At 50.0% G+C, this 15,162-nt stretch carries 14 protein-coding genes; 10 read left to right on the top strand and 4 right to left on the bottom strand.

Annotated elements, in window-relative coordinates:
* Positions 1–251 precede the first annotated feature (251 nt).
* From LG219_RS05175 to queA, 3 genes are all read right to left on the bottom strand, one after another.
* Positions 252–1,601 (bottom strand): HD-GYP domain-containing protein, encoded by a 1,350-nt coding sequence (locus LG219_RS05175; RefSeq protein ID WP_226763469.1) that lies wholly within the window; start codon positions 1,599–1,601, stop codon positions 252–254.
* Positions 1,602–2,007: 406 nt separating this feature from the next.
* Entirely contained in the window at positions 2,008–3,120 is a 1,113-nt protein-coding gene (gene tgt / locus LG219_RS05170; RefSeq protein WP_226763468.1) for a tRNA guanosine(34) transglycosylase Tgt, read from the bottom strand.
* Positions 3,121–3,265: 145 nt separating this feature from the next.
* Complete coding sequence (queA, locus tag LG219_RS05165) at positions 3,266–4,288, bottom strand: tRNA preQ1(34) S-adenosylmethionine ribosyltransferase-isomerase QueA (RefSeq protein ID WP_226763467.1); 1,023 nt, start codon at positions 4,286–4,288, stop codon at positions 3,266–3,268.
* Positions 4,289–4,495: 207 nt separating this feature from the next.
* Between queA and aroQ the strand changes: the two genes are divergently transcribed.
* From aroQ to LG219_RS05115, 10 genes are all read left to right on the top strand, one after another.
* Positions 4,496–4,951, top strand: a complete 456-nt coding sequence (aroQ, locus tag LG219_RS05160) for a type II 3-dehydroquinate dehydratase (RefSeq protein ID WP_226763466.1) — start codon at positions 4,496–4,498, stop codon at positions 4,949–4,951.
* A 146-nt stretch (positions 4,952–5,097) separates the two neighbouring features.
* On the top strand, positions 5,098–5,556 hold the full coding sequence (accB, locus tag LG219_RS05155; protein WP_226763465.1) for an acetyl-CoA carboxylase biotin carboxyl carrier protein: 459 nt from the start codon (positions 5,098–5,100) through the stop codon (positions 5,554–5,556).
* Between the two features lie 162 nt (positions 5,557–5,718).
* Positions 5,719–7,098 (top strand): acetyl-CoA carboxylase biotin carboxylase subunit, encoded by a 1,380-nt coding sequence (gene accC, locus LG219_RS05150; RefSeq protein WP_226763464.1) that lies wholly within the window; start codon positions 5,719–5,721, stop codon positions 7,096–7,098.
* Positions 7,099–7,681: 583 nt separating this feature from the next.
* Positions 7,682–8,287 carry a LysE family translocator gene (locus LG219_RS05145; RefSeq protein ID WP_226763463.1) on the top strand — a complete coding sequence of 202 codons (606 nt, stop codon included), beginning with the start codon at positions 7,682–7,684 and terminating at the stop codon, positions 8,285–8,287.
* A gap of 137 nt (positions 8,288–8,424) precedes the next feature.
* Entirely contained in the window at positions 8,425–9,321 is an 897-nt protein-coding gene (prmA, locus tag LG219_RS05140; RefSeq protein ID WP_226763462.1) for a 50S ribosomal protein L11 methyltransferase, read from the top strand.
* A 13-nt stretch (positions 9,322–9,334) separates the two neighbouring features.
* A complete protein-coding gene (locus tag LG219_RS05135) occupies positions 9,335–10,543 on the top strand; it encodes a DUF3426 domain-containing protein (protein ID WP_226763461.1) in 1,209 nt (402 codons plus the stop codon).
* 59 nt (positions 10,544–10,602) lie between these two features.
* Positions 10,603–11,148, top strand: coding sequence for a thiol peroxidase (gene tpx / locus LG219_RS05130; protein WP_226763460.1), 546 nt, complete (start codon positions 10,603–10,605; stop codon positions 11,146–11,148).
* 191 nt (positions 11,149–11,339) lie between these two features.
* Positions 11,340–11,840 carry a thiol peroxidase gene (tpx, locus tag LG219_RS05125; RefSeq protein WP_226763459.1) on the top strand — a complete coding sequence of 167 codons (501 nt, stop codon included), beginning with the start codon at positions 11,340–11,342 and terminating at the stop codon, positions 11,838–11,840.
* A 56-nt stretch (positions 11,841–11,896) separates the two neighbouring features.
* The gene (locus LG219_RS05120; RefSeq protein ID WP_226763458.1) at positions 11,897–12,682 is read left to right on the top strand and encodes a DUF3025 domain-containing protein; all 786 of its coding nucleotides are present in this window, start codon (positions 11,897–11,899) and stop codon (positions 12,680–12,682) included.
* Positions 12,683–12,853: 171 nt separating this feature from the next.
* Positions 12,854–14,050 carry an ammonium transporter gene (locus LG219_RS05115; RefSeq protein ID WP_226763457.1) on the top strand — a complete coding sequence of 399 codons (1,197 nt, stop codon included), beginning with the start codon at positions 12,854–12,856 and terminating at the stop codon, positions 14,048–14,050.
* Positions 14,051–14,353: 303 nt separating this feature from the next.
* On the opposite strand, the gene LG219_RS05110 is transcribed toward LG219_RS05115, so the two are convergent.
* Positions 14,354–15,088 (bottom strand): tetratricopeptide repeat protein, encoded by a 735-nt coding sequence (locus tag LG219_RS05110; RefSeq protein WP_226763456.1) that lies wholly within the window; start codon positions 15,086–15,088, stop codon positions 14,354–14,356.
* Between the last annotated feature and the right edge of the window lie 74 nt (positions 15,089–15,162).

Raw genomic sequence — 15,162 nt, 5'->3', positions numbered from 1 at the left:
GCCAAGCCCGAGCCAGCTTCCCCTATCTACAACACTTGGTACAGGGTTTAAATTGATTCACGGCAAACCGCTACAGACTTACCCTTAGCAATCAACGCCCGTGCCAAGCGCTTAAAACCGAATCGTAAAAGAAATGGGTATATCACTGTAATATCTATAAAACATGACCCACACGGCAATACCCCATAGAGATCGGCTTTGTTCAGATTTGATGTTGATAGGCTATATCACAAGTGCTTGAGCAAACCCCACTAAGCAGGCGATAGCAGGCTTTCGCGCATCACTACGCTTTGCAAGGCGGCAAAGCAATCGGCATCAATGGCTGATCCCAGCATGCCGCGCATGATCTCAATGGTTTTTTCGGGCGAATTGGCGGCGTGATACGGGCGCTCGGCGCTGATGGCGTCAAAAATATCGGCCACGGTGATAATGCGCGTTTCCATACAAATCGCTGCGCCACTGATTTTGCGTGGATAGCCTTGCCCGTCGAGGCGCTCGTGATGCGCTGCGGCCACCACGGCTAATTCGGCAAAGGGGGCAATTTTTTCTAATATCGTTTCGGTTAGGCTGGCGTGCTGTTGCACCGCACGAAATTCTTCATCGGTTAAACGCCCGGGTTTTTCCAAAATACGGCTACTTACCCCGAGTTTGCCGACGTCGTGTAATAAGGCGGCGCGGGTAATCCATTGGCAACGCTCGGCCGAAAAGCCCATTTCTTGCGCGATTAAATTGGCATAAAAGCCCACCCGCTCACTATGCCCAGCGGTGAACGGGCTTTTGGCATCGACCACTTGACCAAATGCCGAGGCGATATCATCCATATAGGCCTCATCCAAGGGCCGCGTCCATTGCGCTGGCTCGAGCGACTGCACGATTTGATCAATCTTGGGGTCGTTCAATACCTGCCAAAATGCCGCATCTTGGCCGACCACCTTAAACGCCGCCACCAATTCAGGGTCAAACCACACGCCGGCACGCTGCTGAATTTCTAGACGGGCGGCTTCCATGCCGTGCGAGAAATGAAACACATCAATCACTTGCGCTAACAAGGCAATCCGCGCGTGGATTGGAATCGCGCTGCCACGCAAACCTTCTGGTCGGCCACTGCCATCCCAATGCTCATCTAAAGAATGTATCCCTTGGGCCACGGATTCAGGAAACCGCAGCTGCCGGGCAATGCGCGCGCCACGATCACAGCGGGTTTGAATTAACTCTTGGGCAATTTGTTCGCCATTACGCAAAATATTTAAAATCGCCGTTAAGCGCTGGGTCCAGTTTTCGTTTTTGCCGGTGTGCTCAAACACAAAGCCTAAAACTTGCGATAAATTATTACCGACCAATTTGAAGTCATGCTTAAAGTGCTGATCGTCGACCAAATACAGCTCGCAAATGCGCGCCGCATTGCTACTGCAGCCCAAATCTTTGAGTAATAAGGTGTAATACAAAGCCCAAATCTCGGCCTCTGCCATGCCAATTTGCCGGCCAATATGCACACCAATCCAGCAACAACGCACACAATGCCCTGCGGGCTGTCCTTCAGTCAGATCCAAGGCGTAGCTGAGCGAACCCAATAACTCAGCGAGTTTTAAATTTGCAGCCATTTTTCGTCTCACTTGGCAAAACAATCAAGATCTTTAAAGGTGATTGACCCACTTGCAATCAGACGCGCCACCTCTAAAGCCAAGCGCGCGAACGCAAACGATCCGCAACGGGGAATACTGAGTAGCACAAGATCAAACCCAGCATAGCTTAATTTAAGCTGACTTCATCCATACGAAAAAAGCCACTTTGCGGTAAATACAGCTCACTTAACGACAAACCCTGAAAACCTGACGCAGAGGCGCAGAGGCGCGGAGGACATTCAGGGTTTTGCAATTGATTTTCTCTATACCTTTGCGTCAAAAGCGACACCAGCAATGAAATCGAGAAAAAAATGCCGCTCACTTGGCTTAAGTGAACGGCATTACACCTTGCGGTGGCTTTAGCAATGCTGCAGTAATGAATGGTTTACTCCACGCCGCGAGCTCGCTCGGCGTGGAATTTGGCGACAAATTGCGGGAATTGGTCGACTTCAATCGCCGCGCGCATTTCCGCCATCAGCACTTGGTAGTAGTGCAAATTGTGGATGGTATTGAGTTGCGAGCTCAAGATTTCTTGGCAACGGAACAAATGATGCAGGTAGGCGCGGCTAAAATTGCGGCAAGTGTAGCAATCACAACTCTCATCGAGCGGGCGCAGGTCTTTTTTGTAATGGGCGTTTTTGATCTTCACGTTGCCATAACGCGTAAACATCATGCCGTTACGGGCATTCCTTGTTGGCATCACGCAGTCAAACATATCAATGCCTTGCGATACGCCATACACCAAATCTTCAGGCGTACCGACACCCATTAGGTAACGTGGCTTATTCACTGGTAATTGCGGCGCGGTGTGCGCCAAAATGCGCTCCATTTCTTCTTTGGGCTCACCGACTGACAAGCCACCAATCGCCATGCCGTGGAAATCCAACTCATCCAGACCGGCGAGCGATTCATTACGCAAGTCTTCATGCATCCCGCCTTGCACAATACCGAACAGTGCATTGGGATTTTCTTGGCGGTTAAATTCATCTTTCGAGCGCTTAGCCCAACGCAGCGACATCCGCATTGAATCGGCGGCGGTTTTATGGTCGGCAGGATACGGCGTGCATTCGTCAAAAATCATCACCACATCCGAATTGAGCACCTTTTGGATGCGCATTGATTCTTCGGGCGTGAGGAATAATTTGTCGCCGTTGATTGGGTTTTGGAATTTCACGCCCTCTTCGGTGATTTTGCGCATCGCGCCCAAGCTAAACACTTGGAATCCACCCGAATCGGTCAACATCGGCTTATCCCAGCCCATAAATTGATGCAAACCGCCAAATTCTTGAATCACTTCCAAACCTGGGCGCAGCCACAGATGGAAGGTGTTGCCGAGAATAATCTGCGCCTTGATGTCGTTCAAATCGCGCGGCGTCATCGCTTTCACGGTGCCGTAAGTGCCCACTGGCATAAATACCGGCGTTTCAACCACGCCGTGATTCAAAGTCAAAGTACCGCGACGGGCCCCTGATGAGGTGGTTTTTAATTCAAATTTCATGTGTTTCCTCGCAAGCCGGAAAACAGTCCGGCGCTCATTTTAAAGCACTCAAAAGATCCAACGCAGAGACGCAGAGACACAGAGAAACCCAGTTTGTTTTTTCTCTGCGCCTCTGCGCCTCTGCGTTAAAATTTCATCGTTATGACTAGAGCGACTTCTCCAACAACATCGCATCGCCATAACTAAAGAAGCGATATTCATTACTCACGGCATGTTCATACGCTGCGCGCATGGTATCAAATCCAATAAAGGCTGCCACAAGCATTAATAACGTTGATTTGGGTAAATGAAAGTTAGTGATCAAGCGATCCACCACTTTAAATTCAAAACCTGGCGTAATAAAAATATCCGTGTCGCCCACCGGCTCAGCCAACAAGCCTTGCTGCGACGAGGCTTCCAGCGCGCGCAAACTGGTGGTGCCCACTGCAATCACCCGACCACCGCGCGCCTTGGCCGCCAAAATCAGCGCAATCGTCGCTGGCGGAATAAAGTAGCGCTCGTGATGCATGGTGTGCTCGCTAATCTCATCAACGCGCACTGGCATAAACGTGCCGGCGCCGACATGCAAGGTCAAAAACGCCGTATCCACGCCCATGGCACGAATTTGCGCCAGCAACTCATCGGTAAAGTGTAATCCCGCCGTTGGCGCTGCCACTGCACCGGGGTCACGTGCGTAAACGGTTTGATAACGCTTAGCGTCTTCATCGTCGGGCACATGCGTGATATACGGTGGCAATGGCAATAAGCCCGATTGCTCCAAAATCTCAAACACGCTCACATCGCCAGCAAAGCGCAACTTAAATAAATCGCCTTGGCGCTCAACCATTTCGGCGGTGAAACCGCCTTGAAAATGCAAAATCGTCCCCGCTTTGGGCGCTTTAGAGGCTTTGACGTGCGCCAAAGCGGTATGTTCATCTAAAACCCGCTCAACCAGTGCTTCAATTTTGCCGCCACTGGCTTTTTCACCGAATAAACGCGCTTTAATCACCTTGGTGTCGTTAAACACCAAAAGGTCACCAGCGCGCAAAAAACTCGGTAAAGCGGTAAACAGCGTATCTTGTCGCGTTTGACCGTCAATATGCAGTAAACGACTCGCGCCACGCACCTCAGGAGGGAACTGCGCGATCAATTGATCGGGCAAATGGTAATCAAAATCGGCAATCTGCATTAAAAAAACGCCTTCGTCGCATATGTAGCAAAACTACAAGATTGTATCAGCAAACATCGATATAAGCCGCGCCAACATTGACGTAGGCACGTTTTAAAACGATCGTTTACACCTTCAGTAAAAAAGAAAAAGCACGCTTTTTCTGGACAAGTTCGCAGAACTTGCGGCAAACTCCGTCGATTACATTGCGTTACAAGGAGTTCGCGAATGGCCGACATTGGTAAAATTCTGGTTTTGCATGGCCCCAACCTTAATTTACTCGGACTACGTGAACCCCAACATTACGGTAGCAATACACTGGCCAGCATCAATCAACAGCTGATTGACTTGGGTGCTAGCCATAAAGTTTCAGTCGAAACTTTTCAATCCAATCGCGAATACGAAATCATCGAGCGCATCCATGCCGCATTACAAGACGGCACGGATTATATCGTGATCAACCCCGCTGCGTTCACCCATACCAGTGTGGCGATTCGTGATGCTTTGGCAGGGGTCAAAGTCCCCTTCATTGAAGTGCATTTATCGAATGTACATGCACGGGAGACCTTCCGTCATCACTCCTATTTTTCTGATCTTGCCATTGGCGTGATCTGCGGCCTTGGGGCTAAAGGCTATGCCTACGCACTCGAGTTTGTCATCGACCGCTTAAAATCGGCCAAATAACAGGCCGAAACAACCGTTTTCTGATCAACAGCCACGCAAATAGAGTACGCGAGACAACACTCAATTTTACTGACGCACATTTGTTTAAACCATAAGGTGGCCTGCACGACAGGACACCCATTTGACCTTTCAGAGGGGATTGCAACATGGATCTACGTAAACTTAAAAAATTGATCGACTTAGTTGAAGAATCTGGCATTGCCGAACTAGAAGTCACTGAAGGCGAAGAAAAAGTCCGCATCACCCGCACCGTGGCTAATGCGCAATACATGCAGCCGATGCAATACCATGTTCCAGCGCAGCAACAAGCAGCCGCCCCAGCCCCTGCAGTGAGCGTTGAAACCAGCGAAGCGGCAGCCCCTGTGGTGGCCGGCAATACTCAAAAATCACCGATGGTTGGCTCGTTTTATCGCTCATCAAGCCCAGATGCCAAACCGTTTGTTGAAGTCGGCCAAAGCGTAACTGCCGGCCAAACGATCTGCATCATCGAAGCGATGAAACTATTAAATGAAATCGAAGCAGAACACAGCGGCGTGATTAAAGCTATCTTGGTCGAAAACGGCCAGCCCGTTGAATATGGCGAACCCATGTTTATTATTGGCTAATTCTGTGAGATGCCGGGTTAGGGATTAGGGAAGTAAGAAGCTGGGGATAAGACGAGTAGAGAATAGGGAGTGGTGAGTAAAACCCACTCACCACTCACCACTCACCACTCCCCACTCACCACTCCCCCCCAATCGGCAGCACTCACTGATCGCGGAGTTCCTATGTTTAAAAAAATCCTCATTGCCAATCGCGGCGAGATTGCACTGCGTATCTTGCGTGCCTGCCGTGAAATGGGCATCAAAACCGTCGTGGTGCATTCAGAAATTGATCGTGAAGCCAAATACGTCAAGCTGGCAGATGAATCAGTCTGCATCGGCCCCAATCCTTCGGCGCAAAGCTACCTGAATATGGCGGCGTTGATTTCGGCGGCCGAAGTCACCGAAGCCGAAGCGATCCACCCAGGTTATGGCTTTTTGTCAGAAAACGCTGATTTTGCCCAAAGAGTCGAAGAATCGGGCTTTGTGTTTATCGGTCCACGTCCAGAAACCATTCGTTTAATGGGCGACAAAGTGTCGGCCAAAGATGCAATGAAAGCCGCTGGCGTACCTTGCGTACCGGGCTCGGACGGCGCATTGCCAGATGATGACGCTGAAATGATTAAGATTGGCCGTAAAGTCGGCTATCCAGTCATCATTAAGGCCGCTGGTGGTGGTGGTGGTCGCGGTATGCGCGTGGTTGAGCGCGAAGAAGACTTACTTGCTGCCGTAGCGATGACACAAGCGGAAGCCGGCGCAGCCTTTGGCAATCCGGTGGTGTATATGGAACGCTATTTGCAAAATCCACGCCATATCGAAATCCAAATTTTGGCTGACCAGCACGGCAATGCGATTTATTTGGGCGAGCGCGATTGCTCAATGCAACGTCGCCACCAAAAAGTACTCGAAGAAGCGCCAGCACCGGGCATTACCGAAGAGCAGCGCGAGCGCATTGGCGAGTCTTGCGCCGAAGCGTGCCGCCGCATGGGCTACCGTGGCGCGGGTACGTTTGAATTCTTGTATGAAAATGGTGAGTTCTTCTTTATCGAGATGAATACCCGCGTACAAGTTGAGCATCCAGTGACTGAGCTGATTACCGGCATCGACATTGTGCAAGAGCAAATTCGGGTCGCAGCCAACTTGCCACTGCGCTACACCCAAGCAGACGTTAAACTCCACGGTCATGCGATTGAATGCCGGATCAATGCCGAAGATCCACTTAATTTCTTCCCAAGTCCGGGCCGGATCACCACGTATCACACCCCAGGTGGCCCGGGCGTTCGGGTGGATTCGCACGTGTATCAAGGCTATTTTGTGCCGCCGAACTATGACAGCATGATTGGCAAAATCATTACTTACGGCGATACCCGTGAGCAAGCGATTGCGAAGATGCGCATCGCATTGTCCGAAATGGTGGTGCAAGGGATTTCAACCAATATCCCACTGCATCAGCAGCTCTTGGTGGATGCCGAATTTGTCAAAGGTGAAACCAGCATTCATTACCTTGAGCATCAAATGCCGGAAATTCGCAAATTGATTGCAGCAAAAACGGCCGCATCGCAGTAAATCTCGCAGTAACCCGAGAAAACGGAGCCCAAGGGCTCCGTTTTTTATTTTGCTCTTGGCAAACCAACGGTGCTGTTCAGATTACGTGTTGCTGGTTTTAAGTGCCTGCGGCACATTGTTTTACAGTCGCAGTCCGCGACGGGGACCCCATTTTCTTTGATTCGCCAAAGAAAATGGGGGAAAAGAAAGGCGACCCGAGCGCGCCCAGCTCCGCTGTGCCCTCGATTGTCGTGAGCCAAACGATAAACCCGTTTGTCTCTCTCCTCACTCGGTGCGCTTAGACGGGATTTTAAGCCCCAGCTCGACGAGCGCGGCACAGCATCAACACCAAATCTGAACACCGTATTGGGCCCTAGCCCGCCATCGATATCGGCGGCGGATGAATACCTCATAAAAAACGCGGACATTCAAATTGAGCATCGCGGCTATCCCACCCTCATCGACTTGGGCCTGAAAAACCAGTCCAGTGCATCTGTACCTCACGATCAATCAAACTGTAACCCTCAATTCGTCCCGGCAATGCCTCTGTCATGCCACTGAAATCCCCCCTACTATCAAGGCTCATTTTTTTGCCGAGGTGCTTGTGCTGAATATTGCATTACTAACTTATGTCGCCATTATGTCGGTCACGCCGGGACCGAATAATTTAATGCTCGCCGCTTCAGGTGGCAATTTTGGTTTTCGCCGCACCCTACCGCATCTGCTGGGAATTAGTATTGGCCATGCGGTGCAGGTGTTTTTAGTCGGCATGTTTTTGGCGTGGATAATGGCGGTACTCAGTAGCGTTCGGCCGATTTTGGGCGTCATCGGTTGCGCTTACTTGCTGTGGTTGTCAATGCAGATTTGGCGTGCCGCCTCACCCGAAGGCCAACAAGTTGCGCGGCCGATGTCGTTTTTGGCGGCGGCGGCGTTTCAGTGGATCAATCCCAAAGCGTGGGTGATGGTCCTCAATACGGTGATTTTGTTTTTGCCGCACGGGCCAGCAAATCTGGGCGCGGTACTCAGTTTGGCGCTGATTTGCGCGCTGATTAATTTGCCGTGTATTGCCGTATGGGCGTGGTTGGGTGATGCATTACGCCACCATTTGCTGGTGCCAAAAAACCTCAAACTATTTAACGGCATCATGGCTTCGTTGCTGGCGCTAACGGCATGCTATTTGCTGTATGGCGAGTTGATCGTATTGGCTTAAGCGTGGACTTTGACTGCGATTTTGTAGCCCATCCTCAACTTCGTTGCGATGCCAAGTAAACAAGCACAACAAGCTTTTTCGTCGAGCGGGTGCGGTTCGTGGCAAAATACGTCCCTACCGAACTTAGGAACCGCATCATGGCATGGCAAGAACTCCGCCTAACAACCGATTCTGCACAAGCAGAAGGCTATTCGGACACCTTATTTGATTTGGGCGCGCTTTCCGTGTCGATTGAAGACGCAGCAGCGGGCACCGACGCTGAAAAACCGATTTTTGGCGAACCGGGTGAACCGGTCGATCAACTGTGGGAAACCAGCATTGTAGTGGCGCTGTTTGACGTTGACATGGATGTTGCCACCATTGTTGAGCATGCAGCGCAAGTCCTGCAGCTGCCTGCGCCGCATTTTGAAATTGTCGACGTCGCCGATCAAGATTGGGTGCGCTTAACCCAATCGCAATTTGATCCGATTCCAATTTCACCGCGTCTGTGGATTACCCCAACATGGCACGAATGCCCAGATCCCACTGCAGTGAGCATCCAGCTTGACCCGGGCTTAGCCTTTGGTACCGGCAGCCACCCAACGACTCGCCTGTGTTTGCAGTGGCTAGACGCCAACCTCGTTGGTGGTGAAAACGTGCTTGATTACGGCTGTGGCAGCGGGATTTTAGCGATTTCAGCGCTCAAACTTGGCGCGGGTGACACCGATGGCGTCGATATCGATGCCCAAGCGATGACCGCCAGCCGGCAAAATGCCGAACAAAACAACGTGGTGGCGCAGTTTTATTTGCCTGATGCCGCACCGAGCAAAACCTATGACGTGGTCGTGGCCAATATTCTGACCAATCCGCTCAAAGCATTAGCGCCATTACTGGCCAGCCGTTGCCGTAGCGGTGGCAAAATTGTGCTATCGGGCATTTTGGCCGAACAAGCGCATGAAATTATCGCCATTTACAGCCAATGGTTTGATTTTGCGCCCGCTGCCGAGCACGAAGGTTGGGTTTGCCTCTCCGGTACTCACCAATCTGCTGAATGAGTAAATTTCGCGCATGAACCAAATCACCTGCTGCCCCAATTGCAGCACCGCTTTTCGGGTAACAGATCAGCAGCTCGCAGCGCACCAAGGTAAGGTGCGCTGTGGCCGCTGTGCGTTTGTGTTTCATGCCCCTGATTTTATGCAAGCGCCCATTGCTGACAATGGGCCAAACTCGTCTGACGACGCCATTACCGATGAAATCAATGCCAGTGAAATCATCGCCAGCGAGGCCGTTACCAGCGAGACCGTTACCAGCGAGCCAGTTAGCAGCGCACTATCCGCGCCAGCATTTCCAGCTGAGCCCGAAGATCCACTCCGCCATGACACCATCGCAACTGTATTTGAGCCCAGCGACACACTCACTAATCATCAGGGTATTGAGCCACAGCCTTTAATCAACAAAGACGACAGCAATATACCCGATGATATTGCCCAAGAAATCGATTTACTCCAATTTGAAGTGCTCGCTCGCAACACTCGCCGCAGTGACGAGCCCGCACTCGAGAAAGACCGCGTAGCGCCAAGCCACGTAGAAACACCCATTGCGCCAAGCGCAGCACAAGACCCGACACTGGCAATGGAAATTGAACTGGCTTTGGCCGCTGTAGCGCAGACAGAAGAGATCCGTCCGCCGCTAAGCAGCGCACCAAAGCCAAGCCAAGTTGAAATCGACAATCAAGCTGAACAAGCTGAATATCAGCCGATTCTCAGCGATGACGATTTATTTATCCCCAACAAAAAAACCGCGCAACACACCGGATGGTGGGCGCTAGCTAGCTTCTTGGCATTGATGATTTTGGTGTTGCAATTGCTGTATCAATTCCGGCTGGAGCTCAGCCAAGATTTTCCTATTTTACGCCCCAAATATTTGGCCCTGTGCGCCAAGCTCGATTGCACTATGCCGCTGCCACAAAAAGCGCAATTACTGCGCTCGGAATATTCAGAGCTCAGCTTCATCCCCAATAATCCGCGCTTAATTCAGCTCAATGCCACCTTACGGAATCTTGCGCCTTTTGCTCAAGCCTTGCCCAAGCTAGAGCTCACACTGACCGATGACAATGAACGCGTTATCGTGCGCAAAGTGTTCACCGCCAAGCAGTATTTAGTGCAAAACGAGCGTCAGCAAGACCGTATCGAAGCCAACGAAGAAATCCCTGCATTCTTACAGCTTGATTTAGGCGAGTTACATTCCACCGGCTATTCTCTGTTCTGGTTTTATTAAGATTGCTTGTTTTTATGACAATCAAAGTCATACTGACAAATTAATTCCGGAGATCATCCATGTCGACCGTTATGCTCAATAGCACCCCAGTCAGTATTGGTGGTCGGTTTCCCCGCGCTGGTGAAACCGCACATAGCTTTATGCTGGTCGACATTCAATTACTCGATGTGCCACTATCCAAATTTTGGGGGCAAAGAAAACTCATCGCCGTGGTGCCCAGCTTAGATGCGGCGATTGGCTTAACCATTGCTAGAAAACTCGAAACCATTGGGTATCTGCTGAAAAACACCGTCATCATGACGGTATCGGTCGATACCCCCTATGCACTATCACGCATTATGGATAGCGAAGGCTTTCGTAAAATCCAGCTGATGTCGACCCTACGCGGGCGTGATTTTCATAAAGACTACGGCGTGATGATTACCGATATTCCACTATCGGGCCTGATGACCACCGCCTTATTTGCGCTGGATGTCGACGACACCATTTTGTATTCCGAGCTGGTGAGTGATCTCAATGCCGAGCCCAACTATCAATCGGCACTGGATTTACTCGATCCACCAGCGATCGTCGTCACCGAAATAGAAGTCCTGAGCGTCGAATAAAATCAGCAATACACCGCCAAGATTGGGTCTTGATCCATCTTGGCGTTTTTGCGTCGGCAAAGTATGCCCGACTTACCCCGCAACTTTCATCCAAAGAAAATAAGATTAAATCAGCGCTGCGGTGCTTTTTTTTTACTTAAACAGCCCCACTTACTTTCATGCAGCATTCATATAAAACTAAGGAGCATTACATGGCATCAGTGACTCTTGGTGGCAATCCAGTCACCCTCAACGGTACTTTCCCTACCGTTGGCAGCATCGCACCGGCATTTAGCTTGGTGGCTAAAGATCTTTCTGACGTGAGCTTGGCCAGTCTGGCCGGCAAACGTAAAGTTTTGAATATTTTCCCTAGCGTTGACACCCCAACTTGCGCGATGTCAGTGCGTCATTTCAACGAGTCGGCCGCCAAACTCGAAAACACCGTGGTATTGTGCATTTCTGCTGATTTGCCATTCGCGCAAAGCCGCTTTTGCGGTGCCGAAGGCATTGAAAATGTAGTGAATTTATCCACCATGCGCGGCCGTGAGTTTTTGGCCAATTACGGCGTTGACATCACCAGCGCACCACTGGCTGGCGTTGCTGCACGTGCGGTGATTGTGTTGGATGGCAATGATCAAGTGCTGCATGCTGAACTCGTTGCCGACATTAAAGACGAGCCTAACTATGAAGCAGCATTGAAAGTTTTAGCTTAAGCGCCCGATCAGGGTTAAACTTCGCACTGTTTAACCCTGCTTGATTTTTGAATTTTATGACCTCTTGGCCCCTTGATTTTTTCTCGACCACCCCTGCTTTTGCACCGGTTTTACCCTATCTACAACGCTTTTCCCAAGCCCCATTGCACGCCGATTGGCTAACGGTCAGCGAGCCGATCCAAACTCACGGTGGCGCACGTATTCAGTTTGTTGATCCCGATAGCATCACCGAATATTACGAGCTTGAAATCTACCAAAAAGGCCGTGTCGCGACGCGCTTAAACTGGCATGACACGTTTAACGCCACCATTTGGCAAGCCTATCCCAAAAGCAAAGTGGCACTCAATGCGCTGCACTTTAAAGCGATGCAAGCCGATCCCGATAGCAAAATCCGTGGGCCAGTACGCGATGCCGCCACCTTATTTGATGAATGCGGCCTAATTTTGCCGTATAGCCGCCCGGCGCTGCTTGAGCTGATGGTCGCGCATCAATGGCAGACCTTATTTGTTGACGAAGCCAAAGCATGGGGCCAAGAAATCAGCGCCTTTGTTTTTGGCCACGCTACGCTAGAGAACCTATTACAACCATTTATTGGCCTAACCGGTAAATGCTGGCCGATTCAAGTCGATACAGATTTTTTTGCGCTTGATTTAATCGCGCAGCGCCAAGAACTCGATCGCCGAATTGCCGAACAAATCGAGCAACACGCGCTACAAACCCCGCGCCAATTGCCGCCACTGCCTTATTTGGGCATCCCGCAATGGTGGCCCGAGCAAGACGCCGACTTTTATGCCAACACCCGCTATTTTCGCCATGCACGGCAAAAAAGCGCACCAAAATAAACTCGAACGCACCATTGCGGCACGCCGCTGGCACCAGCAGTGCCAGTAATCGAGCACCAATCTGCCGCACCCAATGCCATAAACCTATTAAATCAATCACTTGATGGCAATGGCATAATGCTTGCTTTTAGTGCCGATCCGTTTTCAAGCTGATCACTAAGGGAGCAAGCAATGAGTGCGAGTAGTGTCGACGTTTTATTTATTTTATTAGGCGCCATTATGATTTTGGCGATGCATGCCGGCTTTGCTTTTTTGGAATTAGGTACGGTACGCAAAAAAAATCAGGTCAATGCCTTAGTTAAAATTTTGACCGACTTTGCCGTATCCGCCATCGCTTATTTTTTTATTGGCTACGGCATCGCCTACGGCGTGCATTTTTTTGGCCCCGCCAGCGACATGCTGCAAAACCATGGTTTTGAGCTGGTTCGATTTTTCTTTTTACTCACTTTTGCTGCCGCCATTCCGGCCATTGTTTCTGGCGGCATTGCCGAGCGCGCCAAGTTTCATCCACAATCGGCAGCGACTTTTTTACTGGTCGGCTTTATCTATCCCTTTTTTGAAGGCATGGTGTGGAATAATAATTTCGGCATGCAAGATGTGTTTAAAGCTTGGTTTGGCGCGCCCTTTCATGACTTTGCCGGCTCGGTGGTGGTGCATGCCGTCGGCGGTTGGATTGGCCTTGCCGCCGTGCTGCATCTGGGCGCGCGCCGTGGTCGTTACAGCAAAGAAGGCCGTATCGCCGCGCATCCACCATCAAGCATCCCATTTTTAGCCTTAGGCGCTTGGATTTTGATCGTCGGCTGGTTTGGCTTTAACGTGATGAGCGCGCAAAAAATCGAAGGCATTTCCGGCCTAGTGGCCATGAACTCACTCATGGCGATGGTCGGCGGCACCTTAGTCGCCACCGTGGTCGGCAAAAACGATCCGGGCTTTATTCATAACGGCCCACTCGCCGGCTTAGTCGCAGTGTGTGCCGGCTCCGACATCATGCATCCCTTAGGCGCGCTGGTTGTTGGCGGCATTGCCGGCGGACTGTTTGTTTGGCTATTTACCCTGACGCAAAACCGCTGGAAAATCGACGACGTACTTGGCGTCTGGCCACTGCATGGTATTTGCGGTGCATGGGGGGGTATTGCTGCAGGAATTTTTGGTAGCACCTACTTGGGCGGTATAGGTGGGGTAAGTATCCTAGCGCAATTGGTCGGCACCCTACTCGGCGTGGTAATTGCTTTTGCTGGTGGCTATCTGGTGTATGGCGTATTGAAAAAAACCGTCGGCATTCGTCTGACTGACGAAGAAGAATTTAACGGCGCCGACTTAAGCATCCACCAAACCTCAACCAGCCCCGAGCGCGAGACCAATTGGTAAGCTTTAACTCAGTAAAAAACCAGATCCGGCCTCTTTCATGCAGAAAACGAGTTGTTTGCTTAGGCATGAAATCGGCACGGAGCAAATGCTGCACCGCCAAAGTCACCGCTTAAATGGTTTGGTGGGTGGCAGATGTCCGCCGAGTTAAATCTGCCGTAGGGCGACAATGAGCGCAGCGAATTGCGCCGCATTAGCCGTAAATAAACATCGCAACGGCGCGATTCGCTACGCTCATCAGCACCCTACAGTATTGCGACGTACGTGGTGAAAGCAAATCAATCGACTCTGACCCCTTTGATTTTATTAACATTTCCCATTTAAAGATGGGGAGTCTAGTATAATTACCGCATCGTCTAAACTTAAATTTCGGCTAATAAGCCTTGTAAGGCACTGCCCTAGCTTCTTCTCCTCAACTGTTAATATATCTTCAAGCTTACTAACAAAAGATGGATCAAAAGTAGTGCCATTAGCTAAGCCATAAGCAATTATTAAGTTTTTCTCAACGCCAGAACCATTTGCATACATTGTAGCCAATAAAAAACGCCCCCTTAAATCCCCACTACCTATAGACTTTGCATACCAATTAGCCGCCGTAATATCGTCTTTTGCTCCAGCCTCTCCATTCTGATACATAAAGCCACTCATTATTTGAGCTTCTGCATGGCCTTGGTTTCCTGCCATTTGAAACCAAGTAATCGCATTATCTTTATTTTGTGGAATATCCCTACCAATATATTCCTTCTGGCCTATTTTAAACTGAGCTTCAGCTAAACCTTGCTGAGCAGCGGCAAGGAACCAAACAGCAGCAACAGTGCCATTTCCACGCGAATTCTCATATAAGCCTAACTCATACTGAGCATTCATATTTCCATTGTTAGCTTTTTTCGTCACAACCTGCATCCGTTTATTTTCTTTTAATAGTTCTTCCTTTGTTGGCTTTATGTTTTTTATTATTTCGGCAAAATCAATACCTTCGGCTCCGGCTTGATTAAAAACAACAGTGATAGAAAAAAATAAAATACATAACTTATTAAGCATAAAAAATCCAAAATAAAAGTGACGAATAAAAACAAAAACTAATTACTTTTAATATCTACAGCACGTAGGTTGGG

Source organism: Deefgea salmonis (assembly GCF_020531905.1).
GTDB lineage: Bacteria > Pseudomonadota > Gammaproteobacteria > Burkholderiales > Chitinibacteraceae > Deefgea > Deefgea salmonis.
The sequence above is the reverse complement of the archived record's forward strand: the minus strand, read 5'-3'. Positions and strand labels throughout refer to the sequence as shown.